The following is a 19398-nucleotide window of genomic DNA, read 5'->3' on the forward strand; positions in this document are numbered from 1 at the left end:
TGATGCCTGTGCCGAGATGCCTGCACCGTGAGTCGAGCGGCAGCAGACGCAAGTGACATGCACGACAACAAGCCCCGCTGGCATCCGCCGCGGGGCTTTTGCGTTGAACCCTTGCTCGAGCGCAGCAGACAGCCAGCCCGCCATCTGCACAATTGGTGCATATTCAGAATCAAAGCGGTGTGCTCCAAGGGGCTTATCCGTCGCAGGCCGGCTCTCTAGGATGCCGAGCCAACTATCCTGCTACGGAAAATTCCCATGTCGAGACTGAACTTACGTCCGGCGCGCCTTCCTCGTATCGCTTCTTCCCTGCTGCTGACCCTTGGCGGCCTTCTGGCGCTCAGTGCCTGCAGCGAGGGCAACAGTGAAGAAAACGGCAACGCGCAACAGACTCCCCCGACGATGGAAGTCGTCGCCGCCCAGTCGCAGCCGGTCGCGGCCTGGCATACCTACACCACACGTCTGGAATCTCCCCAGCGCGTGCAACTGCGCCCACGCGTGAGCGGCGAAGTCGAGGAAGTGCTGTTCACCGAAGGCAGTCAGGTAAGCGCCGGCACGCCGCTGGTGCGTCTTGATCAACGCCCCTTCAAGGCCGAGGTTCAACGTCTGGAAGCGGAAGTCGCACGCATCAAGGCTGAGCTGGCCAATGCCCGCAGCGAGTCCGGTCGCGCCGCCAGTCTGGTCAAGCGCAACCTGATCTCGCGCGAGGAAGCCGATTCGCGCAGCACTACCGCCACCGGCCTCAATGCACAGCTCAAGGGTGCCATCGCCCAGCTCGAGCGTGCCCGCCTGGATCTGGACTACGCCACCATCCGCGCCCCGATCGATGGTCGCCTGTCCAATGCGCGCATCACGCGCGGCAACACCGTGCAGGCTGGCCAGAGCGTGCTGACCACGCTGGTCGAGACCCGCCAGCTGGACGCCTATATCGACATCAGCGAGCTGACCTGGAACCAGGACTTCGCGCATGTCAGCGCCGAGGATCATCTACCGGTGGAACTGCAGCTGGCCGGACAGGAAGACTTCCCCTTCCAGGGTGAGCTCGACTTCATCGACAACAGTGTCGACATCGATACCGGCACCTTGCGCATCGGCACCACCTTCAATGCCGATGATCCCGCTCTGCGTCCGGGTGCCTTCGCGCGCCTGCGTCTCGCCTCACCCGAGATCCGTGATGCCGTACTGATTCCGGAACGCGCCATCGGCACCGATCTGGATCGTCAGTTCGTGCTGGTGGTCGGTGAGGACAACACCCTCGCCTACCGCGGCATCACCACCGGCCCGCGCTTCGGCCCGCTGCGTGCCGTCACCGATGGCCTGGCCGCCGGTGACCGCGTGCTGGCCGCGGGGCCTGCCAAGGCAGGTCCGGGCATGCCGATCACCCCCAAGCTGGTCGAGATGCCCGATGACGGTGCCCTCAAGGCACTCGCCGCGCGTATCTCGCGCCTGCAGCAGACCGCCCAGCCGCTGGATCAGGACAACGACCAGGACGCCGCGACACTGGCCGAGGCTGACCGTCAGGCAGCCGGAGGCCGTTCGTGAACATCTCCAGCTTCTTCATCAAGCGCCCGGTCTTCGCCGCGGTGCTGTCGATCCTGATCGTCATCTCCGGGATGCTGTCGCTGTTCCAGCTGCCCATCTCCGAGTATCCGGAAGTCGTGCCGCCCACCGTGGTGGTGCGCGCCAACTACCCGGGTGCCAACCCCGAAGTCATCGGGGCCACCGTCGCCACGCCGCTGGAGCAGGAAATCACCGGCGTCGAAAGCATGCTGTACATGGACTCCCAGGCGACCTCCGACGGCAACCTGACCCTGACGGTGACCTTCGCGCTGGGCACTGACCTGGACAAGGCCCAGGTGCAGGTGCAGAACCGTGTGGCCCGCGCCACGCCGCGACTGCCGCAGGAGGTGCAGCAGCTCGGCATCACCACCGAGAAGGCCTCGCCCAACCTGACGATGGTGGTCCACCTGACCTCCCCGGATGGCCGCTATGACCAGCTGTGGCTGTCCAACTACGCGCGCCTGAACCTGAAGGACAATCTCGCCCGCCTCGAGGGGGTCGGCGACGTGCAGCTGTTCGGTGCCGGCGAGTACTCGATGCGCGTGTGGCTCGACCCGGACGCCGTGGCGGCGCGGGGCCTGTCTGCCGGTGACATCATCAGTGCCCTGCGGGCCCAGAATCAGCAGGTCGCCGCCGGCTCCGTCGGTGCCCAGCCCTCGCCTGACGACAACCAGTTCCAGCGCCTGCTCAATGTGCGGGGCCGCCTGGAGAGCGCCGAGGAATTCGAGAACATCGTCATCCGTGTCGATGAAGATGGCCGCCTGACACGCCTGAAGGATGTGGCGCGTGTCGAACTGGGCGCCGACAGCTATTCACTGCGCGCGCAGCTGGATGGCAAGGACGCCGTGGCGATGCCGATCTTCCAGCGACCCGGCTCGAATGCGATCGCGCTGTCGGATTCCGTGCGCGAGAGCATGAGCGAGATGTCAGAGGCCTTCCCGGATGGCGTCAGCTACGACATCGTCTACGACCCGACGGTCTTCGTGCGTGGCTCCATCGAGGCGGTCATCGACACCCTGTTCGAGGCCATCCTGCTGGTCGTGATCGTGGTGATCCTGTTCCTGCAGACCTGGCGGGCCTCGATCATTCCGTTGATCGCGGTACCGGTCTCACTGATCGGCACGTTTGCGGTCATGCAGCTGATGGGCGTGTCGATCAATACGCTGTCACTGTTCGGGCTGGTGCTCGCCATCGGTATCGTCGTCGATGACGCCATCGTGGTGGTGGAGAATGTCGAGCGCAACATCGAGCTGGGCCACTCGCCCATTGAGGCCACCCAGATCGCCATGCGTGAGGTGACCGGCCCGATCATCGCCATCGCGCTGGTACTGACGGCGGTATTCGTGCCGACGGCCTTCATCAGCGGCCTGAGCGGTCAGTTCTACAAGCAGTTCGCGCTGACCATCACCATCTCGACGCTCATCTCGGCCTTCAACTCGCTGACGCTGTCACCGGCGCTGTCGGCTCTGCTGCTCAAGCCCCACGGTGCCAAGCCTGACTGGCTGACCCGCGTCATCGATGGCCTGTTCGGGCGCTGGCTGTTCGCGCCGTTCAACCGCGCCTTCAGTGCGATGGCCAACGGCTATACCGGCCTGATCAAGAAGCTGCTGCGCTTCGGTGTCATCGTCGGCCTGCTGTATGTCGTGCTGCTCGGCGCCACCGGCAAGCTGTTCGACAGCGTGCCCGGCGGCTTCATCCCGGGGCAGGACAAGCAGTACCTGGTCGCGATGGCCCAGCTGCCGGACGCCGCCAGCCTCGACCGCACCTCCGAGGTCATCGACGAGATGCAGGCACTGGCGCTGGACACACCGGGCGTGGCGCACACCGTGGCCTTCCCGGGGCTCTCCGTGAACGGCTTCGTCAATGCCTCCAACTCCGGCATCGTGTTCGCGACCCTGGCGGACTTCGATGAGCGACAGTCGCCCGAGCTTTCCGGTCAGGCGATCGCCGCTCAGCTGAACCAGAAATTCGCGGGGATCGACGAGGCCTTCGTCGCCGTCTTCCCGCCGCCACCGATTCTGGGCCTGGGCACTACGGGGGGCTTCAAGTTGCAGCTGCAGGACCGCGGCAACAAGGGCTTCGATGAGCTGTTCTCCGCCGTGCAGACCATCACCGCCAAGGGCAACGCTGACCCGCGTCTGAGCAGTGTCTACTCCAGCTTCCGCATCCAGGTGCCGCAGTACGACATCGATCTGGATCGCGAGCAGGCGATGATCATGGGCGTGCCGGTGGAACGTGCCTTCGAGACCCTGCAGGTGTACATGGGCTCGCTGTACGTCAATGACTTCAACCGCTTCGGGCGTACCTATCAGGTGCGCGCCCAGGCCGAGCAGTCGGCGCGTCTCGACCCGGATGACATCCGCAACCTCAAGGTGCGCAGCGACAACGGCCGCATGATTCCGCTGGGCAGCTTCGTCAAGGTGACACCGACCACCGGCCCGGACCGCGTGATGCACTACAACACCTTCGTCAGTGCCGATATCAACGGCTCGCCGGCGCCGGGCGTCTCCAGTGATCAGGCCAAGGCCGCCATCGAGGAAGTGCTGGCCGGCAACCTGCCACAGGGCATCGGCTACGAGTGGACGGAGGTGACCTACCAGCAGGTGCTGGCCGGCAACACCATGATCTACATCTTCCCGCTGGTGGTATTGCTGGTGTTCCTGGTGCTGGCCGCCCAGTACGAGAGCTGGTCGCTGCCGCTGGCGATCATCCTGATCGTGCCGATGACACTGCTGTCGGCGCTGGCCGGTGTCTGGCTGACGGGGGGTGACAACAACATTTTCACGCGCATCGGCTTGATCGTGCTGGTGGCGCTGGCGTGCAAGAACGCGATCCTGCTGGTCGAGTTCGCCCGTGAGCAGCAGCATGCTGGCCAGAGTCGCCTGGACGCCGTGCTGACGGCCTGTCGCCTGCGCCTGCGTCCCATCCTGATGACGTCGGTGGCCTTCACCGCGGGCGTGGTGCCGCTGGTACTGGCCACCGGTGCCGGCAGCGAGATGCGTCAGGCGATGGGCGTGGCGGTGTTCTCCGGCATGATCGGCGTCACCGTGTTCGGCCTGCTGCTGACACCGCTGTTCTATGTCGGTATCCGCCGCCTGGTCGAGAAACGTGAAGCGCATCAGGACGCTGTCACGCCGGATAGCAATAGCGAGTCAGGCCGCCGCATTCATTGATACGACCATTGATACGGCCACTGAGCCATCCACTGATACGACCACTCTCCCGAGAGATCGAGAACAGCCAAACGCCACGGGGCGTCGCGGCTTCAGCAACCGCTGAAGCATTGACTCCCCGTTGGCAACACTGCCATTCCGTTCGTGGCATGTTTACTGCTCACGACTCTCGGCATAATGCCCATCAATATTTACCCACTCGGGAGCAGGTGCCATGTACGCCGATACCTTCAATGATCTGGCCCTCGAGGCCGAACTCGAAAACTTCGCGCACCGCTGGTTCTCCATGCTCAACCGCATGGCGCCTGCTATCGAACTGGCGGAATTGCTGGGCGAGGAGGCTTCCATCCAGCTGCTGGATGAAACCCTGACCGGCAGCGAGTACCTGGCCAACTGGGAGCAGCGTCGCAGCGAGCTGCTGGTCAATGGCCATGCACTCGGCTGGGTGCGCGCCCAGCGCAACAGCCTCGACAGCGCCACCCTGCGCATGGGCGGTGAGCACCGCGCCGCCATGCGCGATGGCAGCGTGTTGCACACGCATTTCGACGCCGAGTGGGTGCTCGACCTGAGCTGGGGCGAGCCGCGCATCCAGAGCATCAAGCTGCTGGATATGCGCACGCTGTAACGCGATAGGCAGACAGCAAAAGGCCCCGTCACCATTAAGTGACGGGGCCTTTTGCTGTCTGGAGGGGCCTGTTTCCAGCGCACGTGACGTCTTGCAGTTTCAGTTTCAGCCTCTGAGCTTCAGCATCGCTGGCGTGTCGATGTCGTGATGGATACCGGCATCACCGACTACCACCTGACGCAGCGCCTCGCGATGTCGCGCGATCACCTCGCGCGCGCCCTCACCGCCTTCAAGCGTCGCAAGCTCTGCCCACAGCGCCCGCCCGAACAGCACCGGATGCCCGGGGCCGCCCTCGCCTTCAAGCCTCGGTCGCACGATATGCACGCCATCGGCCTGAGACTCGGCCCGAAGGGCATGAAAGGTCTGCGCCGTGATCTGCGCCATGTCCGCCAGCCACACTGCTGCCACCTGCACATGCGCCAATCCAGCATCATCTTCCAGCTGACGGAAGACATCGCCGAGACTGGCACCGAGCCCATTGCCCGCCTGCGGCGCACGCCAGAACCGCCCGGCATGCTCACGCGCGAAGTCATCTCCCAGCAGTGCGGCGGGATCATCGTCCTCACGCAGCAGCAGACGCCAGTCCACACCACAGGACATGACCCGCGACAGCGTCGCCATCAGCAGTGTCTGGCCATCCGCCAGATGCGCCTGACGCTTGTCACTGCCGAAGCGGCGACTCTGCCCCGCGGCCATGACCAGAATGATCGACTCATTCATGGGCGATCTCCCTGGCTGCCCCCTGAGCGGCTTCACAGGCTCTCGCGAGCGCGACCACGGCGGATGCGCACGATATCGGCCATCACCGCCAGCGCGATCTCGGCCGGTGTCTTGCTGCCCAGATTCAGCCCGATCGGCATCACGATGCGCGCAATCTCCTCGGCGCTGAGCCCACCGCTGCGTGCCAGCCGCTCGGCGCGTGCCGTTGAGGTACGCAACGAACCCATCACGCCGATATAGAACGCGGGCTGGCGTACCGCCTCGATCATCGCCAGATCATCGATACGCGGGTCGTGGGTCAGCGCGACCACGGCGGTGGCGGCATGACAGCCGCCGGCGGCGATGAAGCGTGACGGCAGCTCGCGGCGCAGGCTGACGCCCTCGAGCGGCGCCTTGCGGGAATCCCAGTCGGCCAGCACTTCCTCGCGTGGCTCGCAGATGATCACCTCGAAGCCGAGGCTGACGGCGAAGGCGGCGCAGGCTTCCGCCACCGGCGAGAGCCCCGCCAGCAGCAGACGCGCCACCGGCCCGACCCGCAGCTGATAGCCGTACGCCTCACCCGCGTGGCCCTTGAGCGGCTCGACCCGCTCCCCCAGCCCGCTGTCGTGCTGAAGCGTACGCGCGCCATCCCCCTCCAGCATCACCTGCCGCAGACGCGGCGTCTGGCCCTCGAGCGCCGCGCGCAACGCCTCGAGATGCGCGATGTCTGCGTCACAGGCCGTGAAGCGCTCGACCAGTACGTCGAGAATGCCGCCACACGGCAAGGCGATTCCCGCGCCCTGGTGGCCGCCCTCGCCATAGCGGATCACCTGGGCGGGCGCGGTGAATTCCCCGTCAGCCAGGCGCGCCAGAAAGTCCTCCTCGACACAGCCGCCGGACAGCGAACCACGATGCTGCCCATCGGCACGCGCCACCAGCCAGGTACCCGGCTCACGCGGTGAGGAGCCGAAGGTGGCCAGCACCGTGCACAGCCAGATCGGGCGCGCGGATGGCTCGCCATCTGCGGGTGCCAGCCAGTCGATCGCCTGATGGATCACTTCAAGATCAAGGTGTTGCATCAATAATCTCTCATATCAGAAGCCTGCGCGCGGTCTGAAGACACGAAACCCGCCACCCGGGCATGCCGGAGTGGCGGGTATCAGAGGCATTCACCGGTGAGGATCAGGCCTCGCTGAGCGCGGCCTTGAGCGCCGCCGGACGCATCGGCAGGTCACGCAGGCGCACGCCGACCGCATGCTGAATGGCGTTGGCGATCGCCGGTGCGACCACCGTGGTGCCCGGCTCACCAAGACCGACCGGCATCTCGGTGCTGTCGACGAATTCGAGATCCATCTGCGGCACCTGATGCATGCGCAGCGGCTGGTAGGCGCCCAGATTCTGCGCCACCGGGCCGCCCTCGCGGTACTCGGTGCCTTCGTGCATCGCCATCGAGACGCCCCACAGGAGCGAGCCTTCCAGCTGTGCCATGGCACCATCCGGATGCGCCAGCGTACCGGCATCGACCACGCTGGTCAGCTTCTCGAGCTTGACCTCGCCCGTGGCGCGATCGACCTTGACCCGTGCCACGCAGGCCACCCAGGTCGGCATGCTGCGCTCCTGACCGAAGCTCAGTGCCACGCCCATGCCGGTGTCTGCCGGCAGGCTGTCGCGCTCGCTCCAGCCGGACTTCTCCATCACGCGCTTGAGCACGTTGCGCAGACGCTCGGCGCCGCCGGTGCTGACCGGCGCCTTGCCGGCGTTGCGGCCTTCGGCGTCCAGCAGCGCGAGACGGAATTCGGCCGGGTCCTGCTCGGCCGCCAGTGCCAGCTCATCGATATGCTGTTCGACCGCCCACAGCGTCCAGCCCGGTGCGACGGAGCGCAGGTAGCCGGGCACGAAGGCCTCGTGGGCGACCTTGTTCTGCTGCGCCCAGACACGCTGGGTGCCGACGTTGTACCAGTGATCCGCGCCGCTGATGGAGAAGGAGTCCAGCTTGCCGCCACCTTCGATGGCTTCTGCCATGAAGGCCGGCATCAGGGCTGCCGTCGGCCAGCCGGCGGCGGCGGCGTGCTCGGAGGCCACGACACGTCCCTCGGCATCGAGACCGGAACGCAGGCGCTGCACCGAGGGCGAGCGCACGCAATCGAAGCGGCTGTCATCCGGGCGTGTGAAGATCATCTTCACCGGACGCCCCACGGCCTTGGAGGCCAGCGCGGCCGGCACGGCGTAGTCACCGTGCAGACGACGGCCGAAACCACCGCCCAGATACAGCTGGTGATGGGTGACCTTGCCTTCCTCGAGCTCCAGCGCCTTGGTGACCAGCGAGGTCAGCAGGGACTGCTGCTGGTTGCCGCAGTGGATGTGCCAGTGGCCATCCTCTTCGTAGGCCAGCGCATTGGCCGGTTCCAGCGTGAAGTGCAGCACGCTTGAGGTGGTGAAGGTGGATTCCACCGTGGTGGCGGCATTCTCGAGCAGCGGCGCAGGGTCGCCCTGATCCACCAGCAGTGAGCCGTTGTCGCGGCTCGGCGAGCTGACCAGACGCTGGCCCTCGGCTTGGATCGCCGTCTCGTCGACCTGATAGCTGTCGCCCTTGCTCCACTCGACCTTGAGCAGATCGGTAGCGCGCATGGCCGCCGAGAAGTTGTCGGCGATGACCGCAAGCCAGCCCTGACAGATGCCGGACGGGTCCTTGAGCTCGATGGTCTGGCGATAGCCGATGACCTTGCGGGCCTCGCTGTCATCGACGGCGGTGACCTTGCAGCCGAAGCGGCTCGGCGGCATTACCGGACGCGCATGCAATGTCTTGCCGACACGCGCCTCGATATCTTCCGGCAGGGTGTAGTCGATGCCGTAGACGGCCTGACCGTTGGTCTTGGGCGGCACGTCCAGCGCGTTGCCCCTGGTGCCCAGCACGCGACGCTCGGAGGCCGGCTTGAGCTCGATGGCCGCAAGCTCCTCCTCGGAGAAGCTGCGCTCCAGCCCCACCGCGACGATCTCGCCGTAGCTCAGCGACTGATCGCCACTGATGACGCGACCCTTGCGCGCCTTGCAGCTCTCGACCGCCACGCCCATCTGCTGAGCGCCCGCCTCGATCAGCGCGATACGTCCCGCCGCACCAGCCTGTGACAGCGGCTGGTAGCTCTGGTGAACCGACCAGCTGCCGCCGGTGATCATGTAGCCCCACTTGGGGGCGCTGTCGACGTAATCGACCTTGACGCTGTCCCAGTCGGCTTCCAGCTCCTCGACCACCAGACGTGCGAGGCTGGTGGCGACGTGCTGGCCCATCTCGGACTTGGTGATATGCACGGTGACGGTGCCATCAGTGGCGATGGCGTACCACATGGTCGGCTCGAAGGCCCCGGCGGACAGCGTCTCGCTGGCCGAGCCCTTGCCGTCTGACCCGGCGGCCAGCGCCGCGCCGGACACGCCGAAGGCCAGCATGGTGGAACCCGCCACACTGCCGATCAGGAAGCCACGCCGCGTGATACCGCCGCGGCTTGAGGAAGTCTTGTGCGCGGCAGCAAGCTCGCGCTGATGCGCGGCCAGCTTGTCATCAAACCTTGCCATGAGACGTCTCCTCGACAGCAGAATGGGATACGGTGCCTGCCGTGGCACGCGGATCGAAGGTGCCGACGCCGGCAGTCGCGGCCGTGGCGTCGGTCTGCTGACCGCTCAGCTGGCTGGTGGCACGCTCATTGGCGATGGTGGCGGCACGCTTCACTGCGCGATGGATGCGCACGTAGGCCATGCAGCGACACAGGTTGCCGGCCATGGCGGCGGTGACCTGCTCATCGGTGGGGTCGGGCGTGTTCTTGAGGAAGTCGGCGGCCTGCATGATCTGGCCGGACTGGCAGTAACCGCACTGCGGCACCTGCTCCTCGACCCAGGCCTGCTGCAGCGGGTGGTCATCGTTCTCGGCCAGCCCCTCGATGGTGACGATGTCACCACCTTCGGCGGCCAGAACCGGCAGGACACAGGTACGCGCCGCTGTGCCGTTCAGGTGCACGGTACAGGCGCCGCACTGGGCGATGCCGCAACCGAACTTGGTGCCGGTCAGACCCAGGTGCTCACGCAGCACCCATAACAGCGGGGTTTGCGGATCGACCTCGAGACTGACGGCCTTGCCGTTCAGAGTGAAGTTGGCCAAGGGGCTTCTCCTCAGGAGCATGAAGCAGGGACAGGATTGAGATACAGGGCTGGGATACAGAGCGGTGCGACGGCATGACTCGACATGGCGTCAGTAGACTGACGCTGCGTGTGTCCGGTGTCAGGGGGCGAACGGCACGTTGCATGTCGGGCAGGCTGCGCGATTGGCATACCCCGAATGGCGAAATTCTACAGGTCACGACTCAGCACCATGGTGCCAAACGGGAAACAGTGTAGTGTCGCGAGACCGGGGCATGTCACCAGGCCGGGATATGGCACCCGCCATGGTAAACAGCGCATGTGACATGCATGACAGTATAGCGTTTCGCGGGGGGCGATCGGCAGTGGATTCCACGCAAGCCGGGCACGATTCGTCACCGATGCCTGGCGGCGCCTGATAGCTGACAGTCCCTGCCCGTTCCTGAGGCTTTTGCTCGTTCCTAACGCCTCGTGAAAAAGCGCCCTGCGCTGGTCAGACCTCAACGCCAGTGGCGAATGAAGGCCAGCATCCATTGCGTCATCACGGCGCTGTCTGGCGCGACACTCAAGGAGGCTTCGCCCTCGCGCACGCGATGTTCGCCGATCTGCTCGCGACGCAGCCTCATCAGGTCACGTGAGTAGGCGGGACTGAACTCGGGATGCCCCTGCACGCCGAGGCAGCTGCCCACCTCGATCAGATAGAAGGCGCAGAAGGCGCTGTCCGCCAGCACCCGGGCATCGGCAGGCAGGACACTGACCTGATCCTGATGGCTGACGATGAGATCCAGCCCTGCTTGCGGCGGTTGCATCCAGGGGCGTTGCGCACGGACACGATTGAACGACAGGCCCACACCCCAGCCGCGTGCATGTTTCTCCACCTCGCCCCCCAAGGCCCTGGCGATCACCTGATGGCCGAAGCAGACACCGACCAGCGGCAGCTTTGCCGCATGCACGCGCCGGACGAACTCGCACAGTGTCGTGATCCAGGCGAGCCCATCATTGACGCCATGTTTTGACCCGGTGATCAGCCAGCCATCGCAGGCATCCAGCTGCTCGGGAAACTCGCCATCCAGGCAGCGCCAGACGCTGAGCCGGATATCCGGGTCACTGCGCGTGAGCAGGGCCTGGAACATGGCGGGATAGTTGCCATGCCGCTCGATGAGGGCCGGATTGACGTCATCGCATTGCAGCAGACCGATATGCATCACTACCTCCTGAGGTGGCGGGATCGACGACGTCCGCGGCACGACCATACGTGACAAGCAACGACTGCGCTGTCGCTTCTGCTACCGTCGTTGACGTATTCGGGATGCGCCCATCCATGAGAATAAAGTGGAATATAGAGACCAAGGTCTCAAGGTGATCTTCCGCCCACAGGCAGTGGAGTCCGCAGCACAATGATAACGACAGGGGTGGGCCAGACATGCAACTGAACTGGAAGGCAGCGATCGCGTTGGCAGCGCTGATTCTCGCCATCAATACCGGCGCGCGGCAGGCCATGGGCTTCATGCTGCCACCGATGGCCAGCGAACTCACCTGGGGCATGGGGAGTCTGTCATTCGCGCTCGCCATCCAGAATCTGGTCTTCGGACTGGCCGCGCCCATCGCCAGCAAGCTGTCGGACCGCTTCGGCACGCTCAGCGTCTTCCTGGTCGGTAGCCTGTGCTACGCGGTCGGCATGGGCGTCACCGCCCTCTGGCCGACCCCGACGGTGTGGATGCTGGGCGCCGGCGTGCTGGCCGGTATCGGCATCGGTGCGACCACCTTCCCGCTGGTGCTGGCTGCCGTCACGCGCGTGGTTCCCATTCAGCATCGTGGCATCGGGCTGGGCATCGCCTCGGCCGGCGGCTCCTTCGGGCAGCTGATCTACTCGGTCGCGACCCCGATGCTGGTACTGATCGACTGGAAGATCGCCATGCTGGCCCTCGGCGCCAGCTGCCTGCTGCTGATTCCCATGGCCCTGCCCTTGCTGCGTCGCCCGCCGGCCGGCAGTGAGGCACCGGCGGAGGATATCCCGAGTCAGGGCCCGCTGCTGCAGGACCGGCGCTTTCTGGCACTCGCCGGCGGCTTCTTCGTCTGCGGCGTGCACGTCGCCTTCATCGCCACCCACCTGCCCAATTTCGTGGTCGCCTGCGGCCTGCCCCTGAACGTGGCCGGCAACACGCTGGCGATCATCGGCGCGCTCAATATCGCCGGCACCATCCTGTTCGGTGCCTGGGGCGGCCGCCGTCACCCGCCGCAGCTGTTGATGCTGATCTATCTGTGCCGCGCCGCGCTGGTGATGGCCATGGTCGTTATCCCGCCCAGCAGCATGCTGCTTTACGCCTTCGGCGCGATCATGGGCATTCTGTGGCTGTCGACGGTGCCGCTGACCAGCCAGGCCGTCGCGCTCTACTTCGGCCAGAAGCGTCAGGCCTTCGTGTTCGGCATGGTGCTGGCCGCTCATCAGGTCGGTGCCTTCCTGGGGGCCTGGGGCGGTGGTGTGGTCTATCAGCTGACCGGCAGCTACGACCTGCTATGGATCTCCAGCGGCATCTTCGGCCTGCTGGCCGCCATCGTGCACTGGCCGGTGCGTCGCGAGCCCACGCGCGTGATTCAGCCACAGCTGGCCTGAGTCGCGCCACGGCATTCGCCTCTCAGATCTCAACTCTCAGATCTCAACTCTCAGACCACATATCCACAACGACACAGCCCCCACCGGCGAACCCGATGGGGGCTGTGTCGTCCAGGACTTCAGCGAGGGCGATCAGCGCTGGAAGGCGTAGACATTGCCGACCTTCAGCAGCCGCGTCAGCTCATCCAGTGCCGCCAGCGTCTCCTCGGCCAGCTGCGGATCGGCGAGGTCTGCCGGTGTCAGGCTGTCACGATAGTGACGCTTGACCCAGTCACCCAGCTCGGCGTGCAGCGTGTCGCTCATCATCACGCGTCCGGACAGCGCGGCGCGCTCGGCGTCGCTGAGCACCACGCGCAGACGCAGACAGGCCGGGCCACCGCCATTGCGCATGCTCTGCTTCACGTCCTTGACCAGCACTTCGCCGATCGGGTTCGGGCCGGCCAGAATCGCATTCTGCAGCGCGTTCCACACCGCCTCGTTCTCCTGACACTCGCCCGGCACCACCAGCGTCATGCTGCCATCGTCGTTGGAGAGCAGCTGCGAGTTGAACAGATAGGACGACACGGCATCCTCGAGGCTGACGGCTTCCAACGGCACGCGGATCGGGATCAGCGGCGTGGACAGCTTGGCGCGAATCTCATCGAGCACCGCCTCTTCATCGCGGAAGGCCAGCTCGTGATAGAACAGCACCGGGCCATTGCCCACCGCGATGACGTCGTTGTGGAAGACGCCGGCATCGATGGCGTCCGGGTGCTGCTGGGCGAACACCACCTGCTCTTCGCTCAGGCCATGCTGACGCGCGACGGCCTGACTGGCTTCCAGCGTCTGGCGCGCCGGATAGCGACGCGGTTCGACGCCGTCACCGCCGAAGGCCTGACGGCCATAGACGTAGAGGTGCACGCCCGGCCCGCCGTGGCCATCGCACAGCCGCGTGTGGTTGGCGGCGCCCTCATCGGAGAAGGCCGGCGTCGCGGGCAGCGCGGGGTGATGCGCGAAGTGGCCATCGTCGGCGAAGATGGCGCCCAGGATACGCCCGGTGGTCGCGGGCTCCAGGTAGCGGTGGAAGCTGGATTGCAGGTTGGCTGGCGTGAAGTGCACGCGGCCATCACCACTGTCGCGCGACGGCGTGACGGTGGCGGCGTTGGCCGTCCACATGCTGGAGGCGGAACACACCGCGCGCAGAAGCTGCGGTGCCTGCTCGCTGGCCGCCTTCAACACCTGGGCGTTGCTGCCGGTGAAGCCTAAATCACGCAATGCGCCAAGGTCCGGGCGCTGCTGCGGCAGTAAAATCCCCTGTGCATAACCCAGATCCGCCAGCGACTTCATCTTGTCGAGGCCCTGCAGCGCGGCTTCGCGCGGGTTGGAGGCCAGCCCGCCGTGACGCATCGAGGCCACGTTGCCATGCGCCAGACCGGCGTAGTTGTGGGTCGGGCCGACCAGGCCATCGAAATTGATCTCTTGATACAGGGTGTCGGACATGAAGGTCTCCTGCCACGACGCCTCGCCAGCTCAGCAAACAGGCACGGCGGGCGTCGTGGTCAACAATGGGTAAGCGGCAACGGTGCCCGAACGGACGGCCTTACAGACGGATACCGGCCGGCAGGCTCGCGGGCAGCGCCAGCTCCTCGGCTTCCATCGAGGCGACCGGATAGCTGACATAGTCGGCGGCGTAATAGGCGCTGGGGCGATGGTTGCCGCTGTCACCGATGCCGCCGAAGGGCGCATCGCCGGAGGCGCCGGTGGTCTGGCGGTTCCAGTTGACGATGCCTGCGCGAATGCGCAGCAGGAAGTCATCCCAGTCAGCGCGATCGCCACCGATCAGCCCGGCCGAGAGGCCGTAGCGGGTGTCATTGGCCAGCGCGATGGCGTCGTCCCAATCGGCGTAGCGATGGATCTTGAGCAACGGACCGAAGAATTCCTCGTCCTCGAGCGCAAGGCCAGTGACATCGATCAGCGCCGGGCTGAGCAGACTGGTGCCCTCTTCCACCTGCTGCATGCGCACGATGACGTTGCCGCCCAGCGCTTCGAGATCGTCCTGCGCCTTGAGCAGCCCCTCGGCCGCGGCGACGCTGGCCAGGCCGCCATAGAAGGGGGCGTCCTGCGCAAACTGCCCCGCCACCCGCAGCTCGCGCAGCGCCGTGGCCAGTGTCTCGATCAGGCGATCGCCGACCTCGCCCTGCGGCACGATCAGGCGCCGCGCACAGGTACAGCGCTGACCGCCCGAGGCGAAGGCCGACTGGATGATCGCCAGCACCGCGGCGGTTTCATCCTGCACATCGCGCACCACCAGCGGGTTGTTGCCGCCCAGTTCCAGCGCCAGCAGCTTGCCGACCTGACCGGCGAACTGACGGTGCAGCAGCTTGCCGACCTTGGCACTGCCGGTGAACAGCAGCCCATCGATGCCCTCGGACTGGGACAGGGCCTGGCCGACTTCCGCCGCGCCCTGCACCAGATTGATCACGCCGGCCGGCAGGCCCGCGGCCTCCCAGCACTGCAGGGTGAGATCGGCGGTGGCCGGGGTCAGCTCGGAGGGCTTGAATACGCAGGCATTGCCCGCCAGCAGCGCCGGCACCATGTGGCCGTTGGGCAGATGACCCGGGAAGTTGTAGGGGCCGAAGACCGCCATCACGCCGTGCGGACGGTGGCGCAGGACTGCCTGGGTGCCCGCGACATCCTTGGCGCGCTCGCCGGTGCGCTCATGATAGGCCTTCACCGAGATCGCGATCTTGCCGATCATCGCGCCGACCTCGGTGCGCGCTTCCCACAGCGGCTTGCCGGTTTCGCTGGCGATGCTGATCGCCAGCGCTTCGCGATGCTGCTCCAGCTGATCGCGGAAGCGCTCCACCACCGCCAGACGCGCCTCGAATCCCAGGCGCGCCCAGGCCGGGAATGCCTGACGCGCTGCCGCGACGGCCTGCTCGACCTGCTCGGCAGTGGCAGCGGCGCCTTGCCACAGACGTGCGTGGGAGACGGGGTCGGTCTTGGTGAAGGATGCGGCCTCACCCGCTTGCCATGCGCCGTCGATGAAGAGCTGTTGACGCACGTTGAGTGTGGCGGGAGTCGAATTCGTAGTGGTCATGGCATGCCTCATCGAAAGGGCGCGCCGCGCGAGCGACGCTGAACAAGGAGATCACGGGGCAGTTGGCGATCTGCCCCGCTGATGGCAAAAGGACGCAAGGCGGTGTGCGCCTGCGAGATGGCGCGAAGAAGCGGATGCCCGGGGCGGCGCTTCAGCCGGCCAGCACGCGCAGCGTGTCGCCGCCGGTGACGCCGAGGCGTTCGGCCTCATCACGGTGCAGGCGCACATGGCAGGCGCCGGAGTCGTCCCGGGTGACGTCGTGGCTGATCCAGCAGGCACGGAAGTCGGCCATGCCGGTGGTGGCAGCCATCACGGCGGGACGCTCGCAGGCCGGGGCATCAGACGCGATCACCTCGACACTCGCCAGCTGGCTGTCACGCACGGCGCGCACATCATCGATATAGGCCTCGACCGTCGGGCCGCCATCGAAGATGTCGACGTAGCCTTCCCAGCGCAGCCCTTCCTTCTTGAGCATCGCCACCGCCGGTCGGGTGTGCTCATGCACCTGCCCGATGGCGGCCCGTGCGGGCTCGGAGAGAAACGGCGTATAGATCGGGAACTTGGGCATCAGCTCGCCGATGAAGCTCTTCTGGCCCATGCCGGTGAGGCGGTCGGCCTCATTGAAGTCCATCGGGAAGAAGTGGCTGCCCAGACACTCCCAGAACGGGCTGCGCCCTTCGGGCGTGAAGACACCGCGCATCTCGGCCAGCACCTTGTCGGGGAAGGCCGCGCGGAACTGGGCCATGAACAGCCAGCGCACCTTGGAGAGCAGCGCGCCGTTGCGGTCCTTGCGCCAGCCTTCACGCAGGAACAGCGAGCAGACCTCGGCATCGCCGGTGTGATCGGAGCACAGCGTCAGCGTATCCAGGGTGCGATGCAGATCGAGCTGCACCGAGGAGTGCGCCAGCGAACCGAGACGGTAGTGATAGAACGGCGCATCGGTGCCCACACAGGCCTCGATGGCACAGCAGCCCGCGATGCTGCCATCGCGATCATCCTCGAGCACGAAGAAGTACAGGCGATCATCGCTGGGTTCGCGGCCCTCGAAGGCAGCCAGGGTGCGCTCTATCTTGGCGCTGAGAAACTCATGATTGTCCGGCAGCGAGGTGAAGCCGACACCGGTTTCCCGCGCCAGTACCTTGAGGCCTTCGATATCATGTCGAGCGATAGGACGAATGCGCATTACAACTCTCCCTCATCCATCGTCGGCAATGGCATCGGCACGGCAAGCACCGCACGCCCCTCTTCCACACCCAGCACCTCGGCCTGCTGCGGCGTCAGCATCAGCTGGCCGGTCGGCGTCAGGGCATAGCGCGCCAGCACGCAGCGGAAATCGCCGAGACGCTGGTTGGCCACCATCGCCGGCACCGCATCCGGCAGGCTTTCCTGCGGGCGGATACGCACCGGATGCCAACCGCACTGCTTGAAGGTGTGCAGTCGCTCGCACTCCGCCAGCAGCAAGGGGCCGGCATCGAAGATGTCGACATGACGCGAGCGCGAGAAGCCCTCGGCGAGCATCTCCTGCATGGCGTACTCATGGCGCGGATTCTCACGCCCGATGGCGGCGCGCGCCTGGGGCGTGAGCAGCGGCAGATAGAGCGGGAACGGCGGCATGACCTCGGCGATGAAGCTCTTGGAGCGCACTCCTGCCATCTGATTGATTTCATTGAAATCACGATCAAAGAAGTGCTGGCCGACGCTGTCCCAGAACGGACTGACCTGACGCTCGTCGCGCGTTTCCAGATAGCCCGGGAAGGCCACCGCCAGTTCCGTGGCGAAGCGCTCCGGGTACTGAGCGATGAACATCAGGCGTGCGCGGCGCAGCAGGCTGTCCGCATCCGTCTCGCGGTAGCGGGCATCCAGCGACAGCGCGCACAGCAGCGTGGCATCCGACACCTCATGCGACAGCGACAGCGTCTGCACTTCGTGGCGCACGTTGAGCTGCTGCGAGGCGTGGATCAGCGTTTCCTGACGATAGGTGTAGTAGGCCTCCCGCGCGCCAGCCTCGGCGCGCAGTGAGGCGGTACCGACCACTTCGCCGGTGTCGAGATCTTCCAGCACGAAGCAGTAGATCTCATCGCCCGGGAAGTCGATCTCGGCTCGCAGACTGCGCTGGGAGCGCAGAATGCGCTCCTCGAGGCGGTCACGATGTGCCGGCAGATTGGTCAGGCGAGGCGTGGCCGTGGCCGCGAGCCGCTCGAGGGCGAGTAGATCGCGGCTTTCGGCAGGCCGCACCACCAGCATCGGGGCACTGCTCATGGCGCTGCTCATGCAGATGCAGAGGCGGCGACGAAGTTCGCCACGGCGCGGTCGAGCTTGTCGAGACCGCTCTGGATCTCCTCTTCGCTGATCACCAGCGACGGCGCCAGACGCAGCACGTCAGGACCGGCGATCAGCACCATCAGGCCTTCTTCCATCGCCAGGTTGAGAATGTCCTTGGCACGCCCCGCGTAGTCCGGCGCCATCTGGGCACCGATCAACAGGCCCATGCCACGTACTTCCTTGAAGACACCGTGACGCTTGGCGATGCCCTCCAGGCCGTTGCGCAGCAGCTGGTGGCGGTGCGCGACACCGTCGAGGGTTTCCGGGGTGTCGATGGTCTCGAGCGCCGCCAGACCCACGGCACACGCCAGCGGGTTGCCGCCGTAGGTAGAACCGTGAGTGCCGATGGCCATGGCCGGTGCGATGCGATCGGTGGTCAGCATGGCGCCCAGCGGGAAGCCGCCGCCGATGCCCTTGGCGGTGGTCAGGATGTCCGGCACCACACCGAAGTGCTGGTAGGCGTACAGGTGACCGGTACGCCCGGCACCGCTCTGGACTTCATCGAAGATCAGCAGCGCATCGTGCTCGTCACACAGCTCACGCAGTCCTTCCAGGAAAGCCTGCTCGCCGGGGATGATGCCGCCCTCGCCCTGCAGCGGCTCGACGATGATCGCGCAGGTGTCATCGCCCATCAGCTCGCGCACGGAGTCGAGATTGTTGAATTCGGCGTGCTGGATACCGCCCGGAATCGGCCCGAAGCCCTGGGAATACTTGGGCTGGCCACCGACGCTGACGGTGAAGAAGGTGCGGCCATGGAAGGACTGACGGAAGGAGATGATCTTGTCCTTCTTCTCGCCATGGGTGTCGTGGGCGAAACGACGCGCCAGCTTGAGCGCGGCCTCGTTGGCCTCACCACCGGAGGAGCAGAAGTAGACCTTGTCGGCGAATGTGCGCTCGGTCAGCGCCTTGGCCAGCGCCAGTGCCGGCTCGTTGGTGTAGACATTGGACAGGTGCCAGACCTTGTCGGCCTGGTCCTTGAGCGCCTTGACCAGCGCCGGGTGGCAGTGACCCAGCGAGGTGACGGCGATGCCACCGGCGAAATCGATGTACTCGCGACCTTCCTGATCCCACAGACGGCTACCCTCGCCGCGTACCGGAATGGCAGCCTGGGGTGCGTAGTTGGGCACCATGGCATGGTCGAAATCGGCACGGGTCAGCTGGGTCATCGTCTCTTCCTCATCGCGGGGTCTTGGCATGGCCGGCC

General features: G+C 65.8%; 13 protein-coding genes and 1 pseudogene. 4 read left to right on the forward strand and 10 right to left on the reverse strand.

Features of this window, described 5'->3' with window-relative positions; translation table 11 throughout:
* The first annotated feature begins 255 nt into the window (after nt 1–255).
* From QD356_RS13210 to QD356_RS13220, 3 genes are all read left to right on the forward strand, one after another.
* Nucleotides 256–1539 (forward strand): efflux RND transporter periplasmic adaptor subunit, encoded by a 1284-nt coding sequence (locus tag QD356_RS13210; RefSeq protein WP_192837391.1) that lies wholly within the window; start codon nt 256–258, stop codon nt 1537–1539.
* The gene (locus QD356_RS13215) at nt 1536–4730 is read left to right on the forward strand and encodes a multidrug efflux RND transporter permease subunit (protein ID WP_192837390.1); all 3195 of its coding nucleotides are present in this window, start codon (nt 1536–1538) and stop codon (nt 4728–4730) included. Before QD356_RS13210 ends, QD356_RS13215 begins: the two co-directional genes overlap by 4 nt.
* 214 nt (nt 4731–4944) lie before the next feature.
* Nucleotides 4945–5355, forward strand: coding sequence for a hypothetical protein (locus QD356_RS13220; protein ID WP_054555691.1), 411 nt, complete (start codon nt 4945–4947; stop codon nt 5353–5355).
* 105 nt (nt 5356–5460) lie between these two features.
* Here QD356_RS13220 and QD356_RS13225 read toward each other — a convergent pair whose 3' ends face one another.
* The 5 genes and pseudogenes from QD356_RS13225 to QD356_RS13245 form a co-directional block, all read right to left on the reverse strand.
* The gene (locus QD356_RS13225; protein ID WP_192837389.1) at nt 5461–6075 is read right to left on the reverse strand and encodes a nucleotidyltransferase family protein; all 615 of its coding nucleotides are present in this window, start codon (nt 6073–6075) and stop codon (nt 5461–5463) included.
* A gap of 32 nt (nt 6076–6107) precedes the next feature.
* Nucleotides 6108–7133, reverse strand: a complete 1026-nt coding sequence (locus QD356_RS13230; RefSeq protein WP_192837388.1) for an XdhC family protein — start codon at nt 7131–7133, stop codon at nt 6108–6110.
* A 103-nt stretch (nt 7134–7236) separates the two neighbouring features.
* Nucleotides 7237–9621, reverse strand: coding sequence for a molybdopterin cofactor-binding domain-containing protein (locus QD356_RS13235; RefSeq protein ID WP_192837387.1), 2385 nt, complete (start codon nt 9619–9621; stop codon nt 7237–7239).
* 133 nt (nt 9622–9754) lie between these two features.
* A pseudogene (locus QD356_RS13240) lies at nt 9755–10222 on the reverse strand ((2Fe-2S)-binding protein); the annotation flags it as partial.
* Nucleotides 10223–10679: 457 nt separating this feature from the next.
* Entirely contained in the window at nt 10680–11384 is a 705-nt protein-coding gene (locus QD356_RS13245; RefSeq protein WP_192837385.1) for a gamma-glutamyl-gamma-aminobutyrate hydrolase family protein, read from the reverse strand.
* A gap of 218 nt (nt 11385–11602) precedes the next feature.
* Here QD356_RS13245 and QD356_RS13250 point away from each other — a divergent pair, with 218 nt between their 5' ends.
* Entirely contained in the window at nt 11603–12793 is a 1191-nt protein-coding gene (locus QD356_RS13250) for an MFS transporter (protein WP_107336046.1), read from the forward strand.
* A 132-nt stretch (nt 12794–12925) separates the two neighbouring features.
* On the opposite strand, the gene astB is transcribed toward QD356_RS13250, so the two are convergent.
* The 5 genes from astB to QD356_RS13275 form a co-directional block, all read right to left on the reverse strand.
* Nucleotides 12926–14272 (reverse strand): N-succinylarginine dihydrolase, encoded by a 1347-nt coding sequence (gene astB, locus QD356_RS13255; RefSeq protein WP_192837384.1) that lies wholly within the window; start codon nt 14270–14272, stop codon nt 12926–12928.
* A gap of 100 nt (nt 14273–14372) precedes the next feature.
* Entirely contained in the window at nt 14373–15872 is a 1500-nt protein-coding gene (astD, locus tag QD356_RS13260; protein WP_192837383.1) for a succinylglutamate-semialdehyde dehydrogenase, read from the reverse strand.
* A gap of 151 nt (nt 15873–16023) precedes the next feature.
* Nucleotides 16024–17055 (reverse strand): arginine N-succinyltransferase, encoded by a 1032-nt coding sequence (astA, locus tag QD356_RS13265; protein ID WP_192837382.1) that lies wholly within the window; start codon nt 17053–17055, stop codon nt 16024–16026.
* Nucleotides 17055–18116 (reverse strand): arginine N-succinyltransferase, encoded by a 1062-nt coding sequence (locus tag QD356_RS13270; protein WP_043334469.1) that lies wholly within the window; start codon nt 18114–18116, stop codon nt 17055–17057. Before QD356_RS13270 ends, astA begins: the two co-directional genes overlap by 1 nt.
* A gap of 23 nt (nt 18117–18139) precedes the next feature.
* Complete coding sequence (locus tag QD356_RS13275) at nt 18140–19360, reverse strand: aspartate aminotransferase family protein (protein WP_054555699.1); 1221 nt, start codon at nt 19358–19360, stop codon at nt 18140–18142.
* Nucleotides 19361–19398 lie beyond the last annotated feature (38 nt).

The sequence above is a fragment of the Cobetia sp. 2AS genome (assembly GCF_029846355.1).
Lineage (GTDB): Bacteria > Pseudomonadota > Gammaproteobacteria > Pseudomonadales > Halomonadaceae > Cobetia > Cobetia amphilecti.

What these genes read in the sequence shown, in the direction of transcription:
- QD356_RS13210 (WP_192837391.1), top strand. Translation starts at nt 256, where the DNA reads ATGTCGAGACTGAACTTACGTCCGGCGCGCCTTCCTCGTATCGCTTCT.
- QD356_RS13220 (WP_054555691.1), top strand. Translation starts at nt 4,945, where the DNA reads ATGTACGCCGATACCTTCAATGATCTGGCCCTCGAGGCCGAACTCGAA.
- QD356_RS13225 (WP_192837389.1), bottom strand. Translation starts at nt 6,075, where the DNA reads ATGAATGAGTCGATCATTCTGGTCATGGCCGCGGGGCAGAGTCGCCGC.
- QD356_RS13230 (WP_192837388.1), bottom strand. Translation starts at nt 7,133, where the DNA reads ATGCAACACCTTGATCTTGAAGTGATCCATCAGGCGATCGACTGGCTG.
- QD356_RS13235 (WP_192837387.1), bottom strand. Translation starts at nt 9,621, where the DNA reads ATGGCAAGGTTTGATGACAAGCTGGCCGCGCATCAGCGCGAGCTTGCT.
- QD356_RS13245 (WP_192837385.1), bottom strand. Translation starts at nt 11,384, where the DNA reads ATGCATATCGGTCTGCTGCAATGCGATGACGTCAATCCGGCCCTCATC.
- QD356_RS13250 (WP_107336046.1), top strand. Translation starts at nt 11,603, where the DNA reads ATGCAACTGAACTGGAAGGCAGCGATCGCGTTGGCAGCGCTGATTCTC.
- astB (WP_192837384.1), bottom strand. Translation starts at nt 14,272, where the DNA reads ATGTCCGACACCCTGTATCAAGAGATCAATTTCGATGGCCTGGTCGGC.
- astD (WP_192837383.1), bottom strand. Translation starts at nt 15,872, where the DNA reads ATGACCACTACGAATTCGACTCCCGCCACACTCAACGTGCGTCAACAG.
- astA (WP_192837382.1), bottom strand. Translation starts at nt 17,055, where the DNA reads ATGCGCATTCGTCCTATCGCTCGACATGATATCGAAGGCCTCAAGGTA.
- QD356_RS13270 (WP_043334469.1), bottom strand. Translation starts at nt 18,116, where the DNA reads ATGCTGGTGGTGCGGCCTGCCGAAAGCCGCGATCTACTCGCCCTCGAG.
- QD356_RS13275 (WP_054555699.1), bottom strand. Translation starts at nt 19,360, where the DNA reads ATGACCCAGCTGACCCGTGCCGATTTCGACCATGCCATGGTGCCCAAC.